The 18,137-nt window shown below is 59.3% G+C and carries 19 protein-coding genes and 1 tRNA gene; 6 read left to right on the forward strand and 14 right to left on the reverse strand.

The window, feature by feature from the left end:
- The first annotated feature begins 30 nt into the window (after positions 1-30).
- The 3 genes from metA to AVO45_RS03895 all read left to right on the forward strand — a co-directional run bounded on the left by metA (position 31) and on the right by AVO45_RS03895 (position 2,538).
- The gene (gene metA, locus AVO45_RS03885; RefSeq protein ID WP_068344565.1) at positions 31-948 is read left to right on the forward strand and encodes a homoserine O-acetyltransferase MetA; all 918 of its coding nucleotides are present in this window, start codon (positions 31-33) and stop codon (positions 946-948) included.
- A gap of 110 nt (positions 949-1,058) precedes the next feature.
- The gene (gene ppk2 / locus AVO45_RS03890; protein WP_068344566.1) at positions 1,059-1,928 is read left to right on the forward strand and encodes a polyphosphate kinase 2; all 870 of its coding nucleotides are present in this window, start codon (positions 1,059-1,061) and stop codon (positions 1,926-1,928) included.
- Positions 1,921-2,538, forward strand: a complete 618-nt coding sequence (locus tag AVO45_RS03895; RefSeq protein WP_068344567.1) for a TetR/AcrR family transcriptional regulator — start codon at positions 1,921-1,923, stop codon at positions 2,536-2,538. Before ppk2 ends, AVO45_RS03895 begins: the two co-directional genes overlap by 8 nt.
- A gap of 31 nt (positions 2,539-2,569) precedes the next feature.
- Here the strand turns inward: AVO45_RS03895 and AVO45_RS03900 are convergent, their stop codons facing one another.
- The 3 genes from AVO45_RS03900 to AVO45_RS03910 form a co-directional block, all read right to left on the reverse strand.
- Positions 2,570-3,628, reverse strand: a complete 1,059-nt coding sequence (locus AVO45_RS03900; RefSeq protein WP_068344568.1) for an adenylate/guanylate cyclase domain-containing protein — start codon at positions 3,626-3,628, stop codon at positions 2,570-2,572.
- On the reverse strand, positions 3,625-3,993 hold the full coding sequence (locus AVO45_RS03905) for a group I truncated hemoglobin (RefSeq protein WP_068344569.1): 369 nt from the start codon (positions 3,991-3,993) through the stop codon (positions 3,625-3,627). The genes AVO45_RS03900 and AVO45_RS03905 overlap by 4 nt, the downstream gene beginning before the upstream one ends.
- Positions 3,994-4,099: 106 nt before the next feature.
- The gene (locus AVO45_RS03910; RefSeq protein WP_068344570.1) at positions 4,100-4,990 is read right to left on the reverse strand and encodes a glycosyltransferase family 25 protein; all 891 of its coding nucleotides are present in this window, start codon (positions 4,988-4,990) and stop codon (positions 4,100-4,102) included.
- A 140-nt stretch (positions 4,991-5,130) separates the two neighbouring features.
- On the opposite strand from AVO45_RS03910, the gene AVO45_RS03915 reads away from it, so the two are divergent.
- A complete protein-coding gene (locus tag AVO45_RS03915) occupies positions 5,131-5,505 on the forward strand; it encodes a hypothetical protein (protein ID WP_240482056.1) in 375 nt (124 codons plus the stop codon).
- A 19-nt stretch (positions 5,506-5,524) separates the two neighbouring features.
- Here AVO45_RS03915 and AVO45_RS03920 read toward each other — a convergent pair whose 3' ends face one another.
- The gene (locus AVO45_RS03920) at positions 5,525-7,072 is read right to left on the reverse strand and encodes a helicase HerA-like domain-containing protein (RefSeq protein WP_068344572.1); all 1,548 of its coding nucleotides are present in this window, start codon (positions 7,070-7,072) and stop codon (positions 5,525-5,527) included.
- Positions 7,073-7,538: 466 nt separating this feature from the next.
- Here AVO45_RS03920 and AVO45_RS03925 point away from each other — a divergent pair, with 466 nt between their 5' ends.
- Positions 7,539-8,153, forward strand: a complete 615-nt coding sequence (locus tag AVO45_RS03925; RefSeq protein WP_068344573.1) for an invasion associated locus B family protein — start codon at positions 7,539-7,541, stop codon at positions 8,151-8,153.
- 58 nt (positions 8,154-8,211) lie between these two features.
- On the opposite strand, the gene AVO45_RS03930 is transcribed toward AVO45_RS03925, so the two are convergent.
- From AVO45_RS03930 to AVO45_RS03945, 4 genes are read right to left on the reverse strand one after another with little or no spacing between them, the layout of a single operon-like run.
- Complete coding sequence (locus AVO45_RS03930) at positions 8,212-9,420, reverse strand: beta-ketoacyl-[acyl-carrier-protein] synthase family protein (protein WP_068344574.1); 1,209 nt, start codon at positions 9,418-9,420, stop codon at positions 8,212-8,214.
- A 9-nt stretch (positions 9,421-9,429) separates the two neighbouring features.
- Positions 9,430-9,687, reverse strand: a complete 258-nt coding sequence (locus tag AVO45_RS03935) for an acyl carrier protein (protein WP_068344575.1) — start codon at positions 9,685-9,687, stop codon at positions 9,430-9,432.
- 32 nt (positions 9,688-9,719) lie between these two features.
- Entirely contained in the window at positions 9,720-10,811 is a 1,092-nt protein-coding gene (lpxD, locus tag AVO45_RS03940; protein ID WP_068344576.1) for a UDP-3-O-(3-hydroxymyristoyl)glucosamine N-acyltransferase, read from the reverse strand.
- A 39-nt stretch (positions 10,812-10,850) separates the two neighbouring features.
- The gene (locus AVO45_RS03945) at positions 10,851-12,479 is read right to left on the reverse strand and encodes a L,D-transpeptidase family protein (protein WP_068344577.1); all 1,629 of its coding nucleotides are present in this window, start codon (positions 12,477-12,479) and stop codon (positions 10,851-10,853) included.
- A 349-nt stretch (positions 12,480-12,828) separates the two neighbouring features.
- Here AVO45_RS03945 and mepK point away from each other — a divergent pair, with 349 nt between their 5' ends.
- Positions 12,829-13,398 carry a peptidoglycan L,D-endopeptidase MepK gene (gene mepK / locus AVO45_RS03950; RefSeq protein ID WP_068344578.1) on the forward strand — a complete coding sequence of 190 codons (570 nt, stop codon included), beginning with the start codon at positions 12,829-12,831 and terminating at the stop codon, positions 13,396-13,398.
- Between the two features lie 153 nt (positions 13,399-13,551).
- Here the strand turns inward: mepK and AVO45_RS03955 are convergent.
- The 6 genes from AVO45_RS03955 to sufC all read right to left on the reverse strand — a co-directional run bounded on the left by AVO45_RS03955 (position 13,552) and on the right by sufC (position 18,030).
- Positions 13,552-13,628 (reverse strand) — tRNA-Arg (locus tag AVO45_RS03955).
- A gap of 78 nt (positions 13,629-13,706) precedes the next feature.
- Complete coding sequence (locus tag AVO45_RS03960; RefSeq protein ID WP_068344579.1) at positions 13,707-14,927, reverse strand: cysteine desulfurase; 1,221 nt, start codon at positions 14,925-14,927, stop codon at positions 13,707-13,709.
- The gene (locus tag AVO45_RS03965) at positions 14,920-15,513 is read right to left on the reverse strand and encodes a YIP1 family protein (RefSeq protein ID WP_068344580.1); all 594 of its coding nucleotides are present in this window, start codon (positions 15,511-15,513) and stop codon (positions 14,920-14,922) included. The genes AVO45_RS03960 and AVO45_RS03965 overlap by 8 nt, the downstream gene beginning before the upstream one ends.
- Entirely contained in the window at positions 15,510-15,995 is a 486-nt protein-coding gene (locus AVO45_RS03970; protein ID WP_068344581.1) for a YIP1 family protein, read from the reverse strand. Before AVO45_RS03970 ends, AVO45_RS03965 begins: the two co-directional genes overlap by 4 nt.
- A complete protein-coding gene (gene sufD / locus AVO45_RS03975; protein WP_068344582.1) occupies positions 15,995-17,275 on the reverse strand; it encodes a Fe-S cluster assembly protein SufD in 1,281 nt (426 codons plus the stop codon). Before sufD ends, AVO45_RS03970 begins: the two co-directional genes overlap by 1 nt.
- Positions 17,275-18,030, reverse strand: coding sequence for a Fe-S cluster assembly ATPase SufC (sufC, locus tag AVO45_RS03980; protein WP_068344583.1), 756 nt, complete (start codon positions 18,028-18,030; stop codon positions 17,275-17,277). The genes sufD and sufC overlap by 1 nt, the downstream gene beginning before the upstream one ends.
- Positions 18,031-18,137: the final 107 nt, after the last annotated feature.

An 18,137-nucleotide genomic window follows, 5' to 3' on the forward strand; every position in this document is an offset into this window, starting at 1 on the left:
TGAATTCCTTCAAAACGAAGAACCAAGCCGATGCCGATCAAGATCCCTTCCGACCTGCCTGCCTACAACGTCCTCACCCGCGAGGGCGTCATGGTCATGTCCGAGGATCAGGCGGCGCGACAGGATATCCGGCCTCTGCATATCGGTCTGCTGAATCTCATGCCCAAGAAGATCCAGACCGAAAACCAGTTCGCGCGGCTGATCGGGGCCACGCCGCTGCAGATCGAGCTGTCGCTGATCCGCATGACCGAGCACAAGACCCGGAATACAGCCGCCGAGCACATGGCCGAGTTCTACCGCCCCTTTCAGGAGGTGAAGAACGAGAAGTTCGACGGGCTCATCATCACCGGTGCCCCTATCGAACATCTGGAGTTCCCGGAGGTCACCTATTGGGACGAGATCTGCGAGGTCTTTGACTGGACCCAGACCAGCGTGCATTCCACCTTCGGGGTCTGCTGGGGCGGCATGGCGATGATCAACCATTTCCACGGGGTCAAGAAACACATGCTGGACCACAAGGCGTTCGGCTGTTTCCGGCACAAGAACCTTGCCCCTGCCTCTCCGTACCTGCGCGGGTTTTCCGATGATCTTCTGATCCCGGTCAGCCGCTGGACCGAGATGAAGCAGGAAGAAATCGATGCCGTTCCCGGCCTTCGTACCCTGTTGGGCAGCGACGAGGTCGGCCCCTGCCTGGTCGAAGACCCAGAACACCGCGCGCTCTATATCTTCAACCACTTCGAATACGACAGTGACACGCTGAAGCAGGAATACGACCGTGACGTGGAAAACGGCACGCCGATCAACGTGCCGATCAACTATTACCCCGACGACGACCCCAGCAAGACTCCGCAGAACCGCTGGCGCAGCCACGCGCACCTGCTTTATGGCAACTGGATCAACGAGATCTACCAGACCACACCCTATGATCTGGACGCGATTGGCAACTAGATTTGAAACGAGTTCGCCAAGGACAAGACCCGGCCAACCGACAAGCGCCAGTTTGCGTTAATCCGATTCACATTCCATAGTAAGATGCGGATTTTACTGGGAGGCATCGGATGGCACGGCCAATGAAAGGCGCGATCACCGCCTATTTCAATGACGAATCCCCAAAGGAGATCCGCGAGGCCATTACCGCGGCCGACAAGGATGACATCCTGAACCCATCCTATCCCTACCGCGAGAGGATGAAGGGAAAGGTCTACGACAAAGAGATGCAGGCCCTGCAAATCGAACTGGTAAAATTGCAGTCTTGGGTCAAGGAAACCGGGCAACGCATCGCCATCATTTTCGAAGGCCGGGATGCTTCCGGAAAAGGAGGCACTATCAGAAGGTTCCGGGAAAACCTTAATCCAAGGGGCGCGCGGGTCGTTGCCCTAAGCAAACCCTCGGATGCAGAGCGCAGCCAATGGTATTTCCAGCGTTACATTTCTCACCTGCCATCTGCGGGCGAGATCGTTTTCTTTGACCGCAGCTGGTATAATCGGGGAGTTGTCGAGCATGTCTTCGGCTTCTGCGAGCCGGCCGAGCGCGAGAGGTTCTTTCGCCAGGTGAAGCCGCTGGAAGACGGACTGGTGAATGATGGTATCCGTCTGTTCAAGTTCTGGCTCAACGTCGGCCGCGCCGAGCAACTGAAACGATTCCTGGCCCGCGAAAACGACCCGTTGAAGCACTGGAAGCTCAGCCCGATCGACGTGGCGGGCCTGAGTAAATGGGATGATTACACCGCTGCCATCAGCGAAACGCTGACCAGATCGCATTCCGATGTATGCCCCTGGACCATCGTGCGCTCGGACGACAAGAAGAGGGCCCGTCTTGCCGCCATCCGTTCCGTGCTGACAGAACTTGACTATGACGACAAAACCAAGAAAGCCGTCGGAAAGCCGGACGGGAAAATCTGCGGAGGCCCCGAGATCTGGGATGGCTAAACGAGGGTATCATCACGGAAATCTACGGCAGGCCCTGATCGACGCAGCCCTTGTCCTGATCGAGGAAAAGGGCCCCACGGGCTTTACCCTGTCCGAGGCCGCCAAGAAGGCAGGAGTCACCCCTGCAGCCGTCTACCGCCATTTCGAAGGGCGTGAAGACCTGATCGCCGAAGCTGCGCGACAGGGCTTCGAGATGTTCGCGGACCTGATGCAATACGCCTATGACCAAGGCCAGCCATCAGCCCTAGCCGCGTTCGAAGCCACCGGGCGCGCCTATCTGGCTTTTGCGCGGAAACACCCCGGCCACTACATTTCGATGTTCGAAAGCGGCATCTCGATCAACCGCACACCGGAACTGGCCGCGGCCGCCAACCGGGCCAAATCCGTGCTGGAAAAGGCCGCGTCGGACCTGTCACAGCACATACCACCAGAAAAGCGCCCGCCGGCCTCCATGTTCAGTGCCCATATCTGGGCGTTGAGTCACGGAGTGGTTGAGCTTTACGCCAGAAACACCGGAACAGCCTCGCCTTTTTCGCCCGAAGACCTGCTTGAAACCGGCATCGGCATCTATCTGAGGGGTCTCGGATTGATCGCGCCCGACGATCAGTAGAGCGCCTGCACCGCCTCGGCGTGGAGTTGGGTCATGTCCAGCTTTTGGATTTCGACGCGCGCAAGGCCGATGAAACATTGACCAAGCTGACTTCACCCAGCCCCTTGATGTCTTCGGGTCCAAGATCCGAGACCTGAAACTCGTCGATCAGCGCATATTTCATCTCTTCCGGAGCCACGATTTTCATCGGGTTTGCAAAAACTTGCAGGCGAGACGCCATGTTCACCGCAGGCCCGAACACGTCATAGACATATTTCTGGATACCGACGACCGATCCCACGGCGGCGCCGGTCCCCAGCCCGATCCGCGCCTGCCATTTGTGCGGATGGCTTTCGTTGCGCCTTTCCAGGTAACGCAGAAAGCGGGTGGCGCAATGGGCAACGGCGGTCGCATGATCCGGTGTCGGGTCGGGCATACCAGCAACGGCCAGATATGCGTCCCCGATGGTCTTGATCCGCTCGCAGCCGAACTGTTCGACGATGCGGTCGAACGCCGTGAAGATGTCATTCAATTCGCTCAGTGTAATGGTCGGATCGGTGCGCGCCGCGAAATCGGTGAAATCCACGAAATCAAGCATCACCACCGAGACGTTTTCGTAAAGCTGCGGCGTTACCACGCCAAAGGTCTTGAACTCTTCGTAGACCGACCGCGGCATCAGGTTCAGCAACAGCCGCTCTACCCTCTCCTTTTCCCGCTCCAGCTCACGCGTGTTGCGCTCGACCATGGTCGAGTAGCTGTCGATCATGCTTTCCAGTTCACGGATTCGAGTGATGTTCTGGCATTCGATCACCATGATCTTTTCGTCCAGAGAGTTGGCAGCCGAGATATTCAGGGCGAAAACCAGCGTGCGTCGCTTGGGCTTGATCTGCAACTCGACAGAGTATTTCACTCCCTCATTGCGCACCCTATCCAGCTCTGTTTCGTCCAACCCCTCAAGAACCGATGTCAGCGATGCTCCGTCTTGTGGCGTTCCGAACCATTCGGCGAATGGTTCATTGTGGAATATGAAACTCAGGTCCGACGCCCGCACCACGGCCACGCCGACCCCGATCGCCCGCAGCAGGTTTTCATTGATCGCTGAAATGCTCATGCCGCGTCACGGACCACGATGATGGACCGTTTTTCCTCGATGGCCGCGAGGCAGGTTCGAATGTCCGGCTCGGACATGCCATGCTGGGACAGTGCTTCCGCGAACAGTTCGGCCATCTCGTCGAAATCAGCATGGCTGATGTTCAGGTGGCGATGCACCGCTTCGATCCGCTCGTCACTGAAGGACGCAGGCCCTCCGACCAGTGACGAGATGAATTTCGTCTGGTGGTCAATAAGGCGCGGCATGTCGATGTCTTCGAAGTAGCCACCGATCTGATCGGAATCCAGCGCCATTTCGTAGAAGGTCATCACGATCCGGCTGATGGTTTTGAAGCCGCCATATTTCTCGTAGATTGTCTGGCTCATCGCGCTCTCCCGAGAAAAAAGCCGGAACATTACGCGATCAGGATAGAGCAATAGGCCCGATTTGTTAACCGGCTCGACTTCTGGCGGAAAGTGAGCGCCATCAAAGTCAAACGTCCAGATCGTCCGCGCAGGGAATGTGGCCGACGAACCCGCCTTGCTCCAACAGCTTTTTCTCGCCCCCCAATCTCCACTCCAGTTTGCGCCGGGCCGCAAGTAGTTCTCTGCGCAAACGGAACCACAGCGGCCCCTTGTCCAAACCGCTGTTGATGGCCGAGGCCTGGGTTCGCTCGCTGGTTTTCAGAACTTCCGGAATGTCTTCCGCATCCCGCTGCAGAACAAACTGAATGGCGACCGCCGGAAAACATTGAAACATCCGCCACTCTGAACCGGGCGTGAATATGAAATCGTCCAGATGATCCGAAAATTGGGCGGACCGTGCCAGAAGCCTTTCGGCGCCATTTTTGGACAGGATGTAGCCGCCCGCACTCGAGGCCATCGTCAACAAAGGCCGGACCACTACGCCATTGATGTCCACTTCGGGCCCGAACCTGTTGATTTTGGGACAATAATCAATCTTCACCAGATCGTAGTCTTCGGCACCGGCCAACAGGTTGTCGATGACATCCGCAGCATGTCTGGACAAACGGAGGTCGTCCTCGAATATCGCAACAGCCTTCAGGTCTCGATCCACTGCGATTTCCCAGATGCGCCGGTGGCTTTCGAAACAGGCGATTTCACTCAGTTTCAGCCCCCAACGCCCGCCGGTACCGGGAACATAGCCCGTGTGATCCAGCGCACCGGGCTCGGCGGCGTCGGTGGCGCTCAGACGAGTTGGCAAGCCCAGGCCCCGCTCAACGAAATGGCTTTCGATAAACTCCCGGCGCTCGGGCACCCGATCGAGGTTGATATAGAAGATGTCCGCCCTTGGTTCGAGCTGGTCTTCCCGCACGTTGCTGCCTTCCTCTGTTGCGACATGGCCTTGCTGGCGTTGTGTCATACCCTCAATGGTCGGCAGGTGTCGATAGCCGGCCCAACCGCCCGCACGAAATCCAAAAGCCCGCCTATTCCGCCCCCCCTTTGTTGCCAGCCCGTCAGGGTGCTATGTTAAGCAAATCCCGGCATGAACATCGTCAACGGTTGCGTGGAAAAGCAATATGGCGCCAGTCACGCAGCCAAACCATACCGTTTCGACTTGCGGAGCATCATGGCGACACCTTAATCTCCGCCAAATCTGCTTACCTGCTGATTTCGAGTAACTACCAAATGAACATTCTCAAAATAAATCTGTCGCTCTTGGCATTTTCTTCCTTTGTTTCAGGCTGTTCGATTTCGCCTGAGAGCATGGAAACCGACCCGGTTCTGGTCGAAACGTCACAGGGCATCGTAACCTGCCAGCTCTACACGCAGTCGCGAGTTCTCTGGGACCGCGCGATTGACCGCCCCGAAAGCATGTCGGTTCAAGAAGCCGATGAGGTTTGCCGGAACGAAGGCTACCGGCGAATGAACGGTTGAGAACGGATTTCCGAGCTTCTCAACGGGCCCGGAACAGCCCGCCGAGTATGCCCCGAACGATCCGGCGTCCGGTTGTTCCCTTCATTTCCTTGATGACGGCCTCGGTCAGCGCGGATGCGAATGTGTCCTTTTTCCGGATGCTTTTTGCCGACGACCGCCCTACCCTCGTGCCGCTGTAACGCCGCGCAGATGCATATTCCCTTTCGGCAGGTGTCTGCGCCTCGACCACCTCCTCGGCTTCAGCCCGCTCGGCCTCGCGTGCCGCTTGATCCGCACGGGCGGCCAGAATCTCGTAGGCGGATTTCCGGTCGATCGGCTTGTCGTATTTCCCGGCCATTTCCGAAGAGGCCAGTATTTCGGCACGTTCCGCGTCCGAAATCGGACCAAGCTGCGAACTGGGGGGGCGGATCAGGGTGCGTTCGACCATTCCAGGAACACCCTTTTTCTGAAGCATCGAGGTTACGGCCTCGCCTACCCCGACTTCGCGAATTGCGGTTTCGGTGTCGAATGCGGGATTCTCCCGGTAGGTCTCGGCCGCCAGACGCAGGTTCTTTCGGTCCTTGGCCGTAAAGGCCCGCAACGCGTGCTGGATGCGGTTGCCGAGCTGGCCAAGGATATCTTCGGGGATATCCGCCGGATTCTGCGTGATGAAATACACGCCAACGCCCTTGGACCGGATCAGGCGTGCCACCTGCTCGACCTTGTCGACCAGAACCTTCGGCGCATCGTCGAACAGCAGATGGGCTTCGTCGAAGAAAAAGACCAGCTTCGGCTTGTCGGGGTCGCCGACCTCGGGCAGTTCCTCGAAAAGCTCGCTGAGCAGCCACAGCAAGAACGTGGCATAGAGGCGTGGGGCGGCCATCAGCTTGTCTGCCGCCAGTATGTTGACCACGCCGCGTCCGTCGTCATCGGTTCGCATCAGGTCGGAGAGTTCCAGAGCGGGCTCGCCAAACAGGCGGCTTCCTCCCTGATTGTCCAGCACCAGCAGCCGGCGCTGGATGGCCCCGACCGACGCCGTAGAAATGTTGCCGTATCTCAGGGACAGCTCTGCGCGGTGCTCTCCGATCCAGACCAGCAGCGCCTGAAGATCCTTGAGATCCAGAAGAGGCATTCCTTCTTCGTCCGCAACGCGGAAGGCAATGTTCACGATCCCTTCCTGGGCCTCGGTCAGCTCCAACAAGCGCGACAATAGAAGCGGACCCATTTCCGTAACCGTGGTCCGCACCGGGTGACCCTGTTCGCCGAACAGGTCCCAAAAGGCCACAGGGCTGGCGCGGTAGGCATAATCCGTGAAGCCGATGCGCGCCGCGCGCTCGGTGAAGGCCTTGTGCAGCTTTTGGTCCATCGATCCGGCCTTGGCGAGGCCGGAAAGATCGCCTTTCACGTCGGCCAGAAACACCGGAACGCCGGCTTGGGAAAACCCTTCGGCCAGGATTTGCAGGGTCACCGTCTTGCCGGTGCCCGTCGCGCCCGCGATCAGACCGTGGCGGTTGGCATATTTCAGCGACAAACCCTGGTGGACACCATACCCCTCGCCGGCACCGCCCAGAAAAACCTTTTCCTTCATATTACTTATGCCTCGAATTCTACCGGTCCCACCAAAGCATACAAAGTTAACCTTTACCTGCGATAGTCTTTTTGTCCCCTTCGAGAAATGTGACGAGGGGGCAGGCTTCCTCCCTGTCGACTGGCCGTGCCTGAGGGCACGGCGCCTTTTCAGAAACTGGATAGCCCAGCTGACTCATCCCGTTCGGCACGGGCCGCTTCAAAAAATCTGTCGATAACTGTTGACCCGTGGCCGCCCCTCTCGTAACGTCTCACCAATAACTAAGTCGGCCAGTCCGACGGGGAGACATCTTTCATAAAGGGAGCCGGTCTGTCGGCTCCCTTTTCTCTTTTCTCCCAATTGCTTCGGGTCGGCATTGGCGGAAATCCGACCATGCCCCCAGTTACCGAAACAATAGTTCCTGACACCCCAATCCAACCATGTTAGACGGGACCAAAAGCTGACCCGCACAATATGAGGCACATTCATGTTCAAGAAACTTGTTCCGCTCGGCGCAGCGGTGTTTGCCATGTGGCCCGGCCTGGCCGCAGCCCAGGAAACCACCCCCACGGCAGAGGAAAACCAGGCTGGCCAGACAGCAAACGAAACCCTTGATCTGGGACAACCGGTAAATTCCGAACCGACGGTCGGTCAGCGCTATTCCAAGGAAAAGTTCGGTGACTGGGATCTGGCCTGTATCAAAACAAACACCGAAACCGATCCCTGTTCTTTGTTGCAGATCCTGAACGGCAGCGAGGGGAACCCGATTGCCGAGATCTCGATGTTCCGCCTTCCCGAAGGCCAGCGGGCCGTCGCGGCCGCGACCATCATCGTGCCGCTGGAAACCCTGCTGCCCGCTCAGTTGACGATTTCCGTCGATGGCGCGCCGGGCAAGCGATACAACTACACCTTCTGCGCACCGATCGGCTGTGTCGCCCAGATCGGGCTGACACAGGCGGATATCGACGCCATGAAAAAGGGAAACAAGGCGACCCTGTCACTGGTTCCGGCCACAGCCCCGGATCAGGTCATCAATCTTGACCTGTCTCTCTCGGGTTTCACTGCCGGATATGACGTGGTGGACGTTGCCACCAACGGCTGACGCCTTGGGCAACAATCTTATCCGGGCCGCCAGTACCAACTGACGGCCCGGCTATTTTTCAGACCCGCTTCAAGGCCAGCACCGCATTCAGGCCGCCAAAGGCAAAGGCGTTGCTCAGGGCGATATCCACTTTGGCTTCCCGCGCTTCGTTCGGAACCACGTCCAGCGCGCATTCCGGGTCCGGCTCCTCATAGCCGATGGTTGGTGCGATGATACCGTCGCGCAGAGCCATTATGCAGGCCAGAAGCTCAACGGCGCCTGTTCCCCCAATCAGGTGGCCATGCATCGACTTGGTCGAGGAAATCATCAGGTCATCGGCATGCGGGCCGAACACGTCAGCCACAGCGGCACACTCCGTCTTGTCGTTGGCCGCTGTGCCCGTGCCATGCGCATTGATGTAGCCCACTTCACCCGCGTTGATCCTCGCATCAGCAAGTGCTCCCGCCATCGCGCGGGCTGCGCCCTGCTTGCTGGGCATCACGATATCGGCCGCATCTGATGACATCGCGAACCCGATGACCTCACACAGGATATCTGCGCCCCGGGCCTTGGCGTGCTCGTATTCTTCAAAAACGAAGACGCCTGCACCTTCGCCCTGCACCATGCCGTTTCTGTTCGCGCTGAACGGACGGCAGGCATCCTTGGACATGACCCGCAGACCCTCCCACGCTTTGACGCCCCCGAAACACAGCATGGACTCCGACCCACCCGTCACCATCGCTGGCGAAGCCCCACTGCGCACCATCTGAAAGGCCAGCGCCATAGCGTGGTTCGACGAGGCACAGGCGGTCGAGACGGTAAAGCTCGGCCCCTTGAGGTTGTATCCCATCGAGACGTGGCTTGCCGCGGCATTGTTCATGAGTTTCGGCACGACGAAAGGATGCACCCGGTTCTTGCCGTCTTCGTAAACCGAGCGGTAATTGTCATCCCAGGTGGAAACGCCGCCACCAGCCGTTCCGAGAACCACCCCGGATCGGGCGGCCAGTTCTCCGTGAAACTCGATACCGGACTGCTCGATCGCTTCCTTTGCGGCGGTCAGGGTAAATTGGGTGAACCGGTCATAGAGGCTCATTTGCTGGCGATTGAATCGCCCTTCGGCCTCGAAACCGCGAACCTGCCCTCCGATTTTGATGGCAAGGCGTTCGACATCGCGGAAATCCAGTTCCCCGATCCCGCAGCGGCCCTCGCGCATGGCTTCCAGCGTTGCGGGAACCGAATGCCCCAGCGCATTGATGGTGCCAGCCCCGGTAATGACGACGCGTTTCATGGCCGCCCGTCAGACCTTTTCCGCGACCAGTTTTTCAATGCCGGCGATGATCGCAGCGACGGACGATATGTCGAAATCGCTGGCCGTCGGCTCGTTCGCATTGAAGGGAATTGAAATGTCGAACTCTTCCTCGATCGCAAAAATGCTTTCGACCAGACCCAGGCTGTCGATGCCAAGATCCTCAAGCGTGCTCTCGGGTGTCACGTCCGATGGCTCCAGCATGGCCTGCTCAGCAATGATTGCAATGACGCGGTCGCTGATGCTCATATCAATCCCCTGATTTTCGCTTTGGGGCTGATTTAATCGCTCGAACCCTGTTTGGAAACCGCCTTTTTGAGTGCCTCGACGTCGCGCGCCAATCGCGGCAGGCGGCGCTGCGCCTTGTAGATCTCGGTATGCGTTTCCATTTTCACCCCCGGATAACCCATGATGACCCGGCCGGCGGGCACGTTCGAAAGGATTTTCGTGCCCCCGCCAGAGATCACCCGATCGCCGATGAAAATGTTGTCGACAACACCGGTTTGTCCTCCGAGAACCACATTGTTGCCGATCTCGACCGACCCTGACACGCCGGTTTGCCCGCACAGCAGGCAGTCGTTGCCGACCCGCGTGTTGTGGCCGACGTGGACCAGGTTGTCCAGTTTGGTGCCATTGCCGATGCGAGTGTTCCGGATGGTCCCGTTGTCGATGGTGCAGTTTGCCCCCACCTCGACGTCATCGCCGATCTCGACGGCACCCAGCGAGTGAATCCGCAGCCAGCTTTGCGCCTTGGCGTCCCCCTGATCGCCCATCGTCTTGCGCACATTTTCGACGCCGGAAACCTCTGGCGTGACAAAGCTGAACCCGTCCCCCCCGATCCGCGCGCCGGGTTGCGCGATGAAGCGGTCACCGATCACCGCCCGCGCGCCGATGCTGACCATCTCGCGCAGCACGGCGTTCTCACCCAGCGAAGCATCCATGCCGATCACGCAATGAGGACCGATCACCGAGCCATCACCAATCCTTGCTCGCGCTCCGACCACGGTCAGAGGTCCGATCGAAACGCCTGAACCGATCTCGGCCGTGGGGTCGATGACGGCAGAGGGATGGATTCCTTCGGCCACGCCCTGCCCCCGGTCCAGCATCGCGGTGATTCCGGCCATCGCCATACGTGGCCGCGGAACGAAGATCGCGGCCTCCAGGCCCATCGCACGCCAATCCGCGCCCGGCCACAACACCGCGGCCCGTGCAGATCCGGCAGCCAATGCCTCGGCATATTTCGGAGACATGGCCATCGCCAGATCCGTTTGACCGGCATCGCCCGGCTCGGCCACGCGCAGAATGGTCAGTTCTGTATTGCCGTCGGCTTCGGCGCCAAGCGCATCAGCGATTTGTTGGATGGTGAACTGCATGTCTCGGGGTTCCCTGTCAGAGGAAGTATTACCCCGTGCTTACCCCTGAACCAACGGCAGGACCACCCCTGCCTTCGACAGTTCTTCCCAGATCTTTTGATCCCGGCCGTAAACGTCCCGGCGATACTCGACCTCACCCTTGGAGCCAATATAGGCGGTGCGATAGATCAGGTGCACCGGAACGGGCTCTTTCAGCCGAACCGTCGTTTCCCGCCCCGTGCCAAGAACACGATGGAAATAGGCTTTGGGGTCGTCTTCCTGTCTTGCCAGCAAGGCATAGGCGAAACCAAAAGGATCCGCCAATCTGATACACCCATGCGAAAAGTCGCGCACCTCGCGAGAAAACAGGTGTTTTTGCGGGGTGTCGTGCATGTAGACGTTGTGCTTGTTGGGGAACATGAACTTGACCAGACCCAGGGCATTCTTCTGCCCCGGTGGCTGACGCATCGAAAACGGAAAGCTACGGGCGGAAAACTGGCTGAAATCCACCGCCCCGCGATTGATTTTGCGCCCGCGGCTGTCAGTGATTTCCAGATGGCTTACCGCATTGGGGTTGGCTCTCAACTTGGGCAGGTATTCCTTGGTGGCAATCGAGCGCGGAACATACCAGCTCGGGTTGACCACCATATGCTCCAGTTGGTCCGAAAATTCCGGGCTGCGGCGGTCGTGAGTATTTTTGCCGATCACCGCTCGGGTTTCGAAGGTTATGCGCCCCTGATCCACGATTTTGGCCGAAAAGTCGGTCTGGTTGACCAGAACGTGCCGCTCGCCCCGCTCCCGCGGCAGCCAGCGTTCGCGCTCCAGCGCTACGATGACCGACTGCAGCCGGTAGGCGACTGTGCGGTTCAACTCGGTGATCGTACCCTGCCCAGCGACTCCATCGGGCTCCAACCCGTGCGCAGTCTGGAATTTTTGCACAGCCTCCCGCAGAGTTTCATCATATGTCGGGCTGGCGGTGGGCTTGAGATATCCCATGCGAACCAAGCGATTGCGCAATGCCACAACTTCCGGCCCGGTGTCGCCCAGTTCCATCTTGCTCACCGGAACGGCTTCTCCCCAGCCGCCTTGGGTCAATTGACGCTCGAGCGCCATTTTCTGTTTCAGCAAGGCTCGGTACTGGCGGGTTTCAGGCGCCAGCGACTTGAAGTAGGCCCTGGGATCACCCCCCGAAACGCCCTGGAGCAGATCCGCCGGAGACACCTGCGGCCTTTTCCGCGCCACTCCCCCGTCGATGCGCGAAGGTTCCAGCAGACCCGAATGCAGGTCGCGGGCAAACGCGACAAAGACCCGGCTCATTTCCGCCTCGAGCAACCCGAGATCGCGAACCGATTTTGCCGACTCCATCCGGTTCAGAAGTTCCTGCAATCGGTACTTGCCCGCCGGAAGACCATGCATGCCGGCGGTCGACAATGCTTCTATCAGCCCGGCCCGCCGGGCCGCGGATTTCGCCGTTTGGCCCGTCCAGACGGGTTGATACGCATTGTTCCGGTAAAACTCGGCGAGCCCAGCATCAGCGCCAATCGACTCGGCAACGGCCTGCTTGAAGGCGGTGGTTTGAGCAAGCTCACCCGAAGCAGAAACGCTGGATGCCGCAGCTGAAAGAAAAGCAACGAGAAGATAGGCGGAACCTTGCCGAAATAGCTTCCTCATGAGACGGGCCTTGGTCATTCAAATCTACACAGATCACTCAAGCTTTCTTGGAGTCTCGGTCAATCGCCCGCTAAATGTCCATTCACAAATACACTATTGGAATTGATCCTGACACGCGTGGTGCGCTTTTGCATCGCCGTCCAAAACCGCCGCGGATGGACTTCAATTGTGGCGAAAATGAGGCACCCACGCCCGGATTGCGCAAAATCCCGCCGAAATGGACGCAAAGACGATATGACGCCCAAAGTTTTGTTGGCTCGGGAATCCTCGTATGCCATAAATCCCGCATCTGGGGATGGTAAGAGAAAAAATCGATATGGCGCACGTAACATCGCGCGCAGGCAGTAGAAGTACGGGACGAGCAGCAATGGCAGAGATCAGCTCTTCGGGTTTGACCCGGCGCGCACTGCTGGGTGTATTTGCAGCAACGGCAGTCGCAGCAGCGCCCACCTATTCCAACGCAGCAGGCTTTCTTCGCGGGGGTGGCGACATCCGGCGCATCAGGATGTATTCCGGGCGCACTGGCGAGCGTCTCGACATGATCTATTGGGTCGATGGTGACTACATCAAAGACGCGGTAAACGAAATCAACCACTTCATGCGGGATTGGCGCACCGATCAGGTCAAGACGATCGACCTGCGCACCGTCGACATCATGGCCGCAGCTCACAACCTGCTGGATGTCAACGAACCTTACATGCTGCTTTCGGGCTATCGCAGCCCGCAGACCAACGCAATGCTGCGCCGGCGCTCTCGCGGGGTCGCCAAGAACTCATTGCACATGAAAGGCCAAGCCGCTGACCTGCGACTTGCGTCCCGCTCGGTGAACCAGATGGCGAAGGCCGCCATGGCGTGTCGCGCAGGCGGTGTCGGCCGGTATTCCCGCTCGAATTTCGTCCACATGGATTGTGGTGAAGTACGAAGCTGGGGCGGCTGACATACAAAAAACCGCCCTGCTTCCCTCTACGCCCCCGCGCCGCAGGCGACGGGGGTTTTCCTTGTCTTCGGATCCGTCGGAGACTCAGCGCACCGGGCGACTTGCAGCAGCCCGGGGTCAAGCCCGATTGGATCCCGCATTCTGTTCCGAAACTGGCGCACCTGAGAGGATTCGAACCTCTGGCCTCTGCCTTCGGAGGGCAGCGCTCTATCCAGCTGAGCTACAGGTGCCTTGGCCGTTAACTAACCTTGTTCCGCCCCGGGTGCAACCGGATTTTGCAGGGCGCTCATAGCTTTTGCCGGCAATGATCATCCGAAAAGATCGTGAGCCAACTCCAGTGCTTCGATGAGTGTATCGACCTCTTCCATCGTGTTGTAGAGGCCAAAGCTGGCCCGGCAGGTCGCCGTGACACCGAGGTGATCCATCAGCGGCCCGGCACAGTGCTGCCCGGCCCTGACCGCCACGCCCTTTTTGTCGAGAATCGTCGATACGTCATGGGCATGTCCCGCGCCATCGATGGTAAAGCTGAAGATCGCCGCCTTGTCCGGTCGCGTGCCCTGAACCTGTATCCAGTTCAGCCCCGTCAGGCGCTCCAGCGCATAATCGCGCAGGCCTGCCTCGTGCGCGGCGATGTTCTCCATGCCGAGGCCCATCATGTATTCCAGCGCAACCCCAAGGCCGATGGTCTGAACGATGCCAGGAGTTCCCGCCTCGAACTTCATCGGCGGATCATTGTAGATCACATGGTCCTTGGTGACCTCCTTGATCATGTCGCCGCCGCCGATAAAGGGCCGCATCTCGGCCATGCGTTCGGATTTGATGTAAATGGCGCCCGACCCCGAGGGGCCATAGAGCTTGTGACCGGTGATCGCGTAAAAGTCACAGCCGATATCCTGCACATCGACCGGCATGTGCACCGCGCCCTGGCTGCCATCGACCAGAACCGGAACACCCTTGGCATGAGCGCCCTCGGTAACCGCCTTGACGTCCACCACGGTGCCCAGAACGTTCGAGCATTGCGTGATCGCGACCAGCTTCGTTTTCGGTCCGATCGCATCGATCACGGCCTGCGGATCGAGGCCCCCATCCGCATCCGTGTCGACCCATTTCAACACCACCCCCTGCCGCTCGCGCAAGAAGTGCCAGGGCACGATGTTGGCATGATGCTCCATCACGCTCAGAACGATCTCGTTTCCGGCCTCCATGCGCGGCATGGCCCAGCCATAGGCGACAAGGTTGATACCCTCGGTCGTGCCCGAGTTCATCACGATCTCGTCTTCGCTGCCTGCATTCAGGAACCGCGCGATCGTGCCGCGCACTGCCTCGTATTTCTCGGTTGCGAGGTTGGACAGGTAGTGCAGGCCACGATGAACGTTGGAATACTCCTGCGCATAGGCGTTGGTCACCGCGTCGATCACCACCTGCGGCTTCTGCGCCGAGGCGCCGTTGTCGAGATAGGTCAAAGGCTTGCCGTTCACCTGGCGCGACAGGATAGGAAAATCGGCGCGAATTTTCTGGACATCATACATAGGCAGCGGATCCCGGAATCGGCCCTCCGACGAGGGACAGAAGAATGAAGGAGACAATGGCGACAGCCAGCACCGACGCGATCAGCACGCCGACAGCGCGGGCCGGCGAGTTCAGGCGATGTGCCTGGTCTATGAAGTGAACGGTTATGTAGAGCCCCACCAGGAATGCGGCAAAGGCCAGCACGGCAGAAAGAATCGGTATCGTCAGCACGAGGATCAGTCCGGCGGCCTGAACCACAACCTTCAGAAACTGCATCCAGACCATCAATACCATGACATCGTAGAATGTACCGCGCCCTCCCAGCAGGCGCCCAACATGGCAAAACGCGAACGTCGTCACGACCAGCCCTCCGCCGACGATCGCCGCGTAAACAACAAGCGAGGGAGTAATCCCCTGCAGTTCAAAGCCGATAACAGGCAAAAGCAAGTTGGAGGCCGCTTGAAGCATCGTATTGAGAACGACCGCCAGCAACAAACCGAGCCACAGCACCTCACGCCCCAACCCGAGCGCCAATAGATACCTGGCAGCCTGGGCCGGGTCCTTGATCGTCATGACGGTCAGGTCGCGCAGGTTGATCTGGGTCATGTGGGGGCCCTTTCCGCTTGTTTCAGGCCGGAAAACCAGAACCAGCCAAAAACGATCACCCAGAGGATCCCAACTCCTTGGAGGGCCGGTCCCGGCCCGACGAAACCGGCCACCATCCCATGAAGAAGCATCAATGGACTGGAGGCCAACAGCGACCAGAACAGCGCCACACGGGCGCCGTACCAGTCTCCCCTGCCACCGAGGACCCGGGCGCAGACATGGCTTATTGCCGCAAGCACATAGAAGATCAGCGGCGCGATGATAACCCAAGCCAACAAGGCACCTCCGAGCAGCATGTTCAACTCTTGCCCGGTCAGATGCGCCTCGCGCGCCAAACGCGGCGTCTGGGCGACGAACACCAGCGCGCATCCCGCCATGAGAATTGCCAAGGCGCGATCTTCACGCTGCCCCATGTCGAGCAACCGCCGCACCACGCGCCCCGGCCCCCGATAGGTGGCGACAATATCCTTGGCGACCGGCATCAGCTGCGCCGTGCCAGCCAGCCTTGCAGGCGCGCAACGATATCTTCAACCAGCGCCGGATCTTCTATTTCGTCAACGGCCTCGGCCAGGAACGCCAAAGTCAGCATGTTGGTCGCGTCCTTTTCAGGCACTCCGCGCGAGCGCAGGTAGAACAGCGCCGTCTCATCGATCGCGCCCGAGGTGGACCCGTGCGAGCAGGCCACGTCATCGGCATAGATCTCGAGCTCGGGCTTGGCCAGAAACTGGCTGTCATCATCCAGCAGCAGCGACTGGCTGATCTGATAGCCGTCAGTCTTCTGGGCACCTTCCTTGACCAGGATCTTGCCCTGGAACACTCCGGTGGCGCCATTGCGAAGAACCTTCTTGAACACCTGGCGGCTTTCGCAGTTCACCGCGTCATGGGTGATGAACACGGTGTCGTCGTGGAGGAAGTCACCGTCGCCGACACAGGCGCCCGAAACATGTGCCACCCCCTCGTCGCCAGTCAGCTCGACCACTTGCTCATTTCGGGTAAGCACGCCGTTCACGGTCAGGGTGAAGGACTTGTAAACCGACTTCTCTCCCAGCCTCGTGAACATGTGGGTGGCGGCGCGGCGTTCGTGATCGCGCCCCTGTGCCCGCACATGGTGCAGCGTCCCGCCATCTGCAACGTCGATCTCCATGCACTTGTTGAAACGAGACGCGGCCGGGCCGTTTTCCAGGATGGTCACCTCGGCGCCGCTCTCGACACGGATCACATGATGCAGGATCGCGTCCGAAGTTTCGGATTCGTGCTTGTAGATCAGGCAAATCGGCTTCGAAGGCTTGCCTGTGACATGGATCGCCACGCCATCCGCAGCAAAAGCCGTGTTCAACGCCGCCAAGGGACGCGGTACAGGATTCTGCCCGCGAGCTTCAAGAACGCCATACAACTCCTTGGCCCAGTGAAAATCCTTGCAGCAGATGTCTTCGAGTCGCTCGATCTGCACACCTTCCAGGCTCAGGTCATCCGAGGCCTCGGGGCTGAATACGCCATCGACAAAGACGATCTTCAACCGGTCGATCTGGTCGAACATCAGGGGCTCGTCTGCCGTGAAGACAGCCGCCTTTGGCGCCTCGGGCTGAATCAGCGTATCCGGCCGCGTGTACTTCCAATATTCGTCACGCCGCCCCGGAAGCCCCATTTCGCGCACACGGGCCAGCGCCGCCTCGCGCGCATCCCGGGTGCAGCCTGCTGTCGGCAGGCTGAGCGACGCGAGCCGGGCTTCGGTCGGGCTTTGCTTTGCTTCGGGCAGGGCCATCAGTTCACCTCGGCAAGAATGTCGGCATAGCCGTTGTGTTCAACCTCAAGCGCCAGTTCCGGCCCGCCAGTCTTGACGATACGGCCATTGGCCATGATGTGAACGACATCCGGCTTGATGTGATCCAGCAGCCGCTGATAGTGCGTGATGACAAGGAAACCGCGCCCTTCGTCACGCAGTGCATTCACGCCGTCGGCCACCAGTTTCATCGCATCGACATCCAGCCCCGAGTCGGTTTCGTCGAGGATGCACATCTTGGGTTCCAGCATGGCCATCTGCAGGATCTCGTTCCGCTTCTTCTCGCCGCCTGAAAAGCCCACATTGACCGGACGCTTGAGCATGTCTGCGTCGATCTTCAGCGTCTTGGCCTTGGCGCGGACCAGCTTGAGGAAATCGGCAGCCGACAGCTCCTCTTCCCCGCGCACCTTGCGCTGGGCATTCACCGCCGTGCGCAGGAAGGTCATGTTGCCCACGCCCGGAATCTCGACCGGATACTGGAATGCCAGAAACAGGCCGAGGGCCGCGCGCTCTTCGGGCTCCAGTTCCAGCAGGTCTTCGCCATCGAGCGTCGCCGAGCCTTCGGTCACTTCGTAACCGTCCCGCCCCGACAACACGTAGCTGAGCGTCGACTTGCCCGACCCGTTCGGGCCCATGATCGCATGCACCTTGCCGGCTTCGACCGTCAGGTCGACGCCCTTGAGAATCTGCTTGTCCTCTTCTTCAAGTTTGACGTGCAGGTTTTTGATTTCAAGCATGATTTCCTCGTGTTCGTGTATCGTCCCCGCCGCACTGCGGGAGAAGTGTCAATTGTGGCGGCAAGCAGCGCCGCGGCGATCCAGCCCTGCCAAGCTCGGCGCTGATG

This window comes from Ruegeria marisrubri (genome assembly GCF_001507595.1).
Lineage (GTDB): Bacteria > Pseudomonadota > Alphaproteobacteria > Rhodobacterales > Rhodobacteraceae > Ruegeria > Ruegeria marisrubri.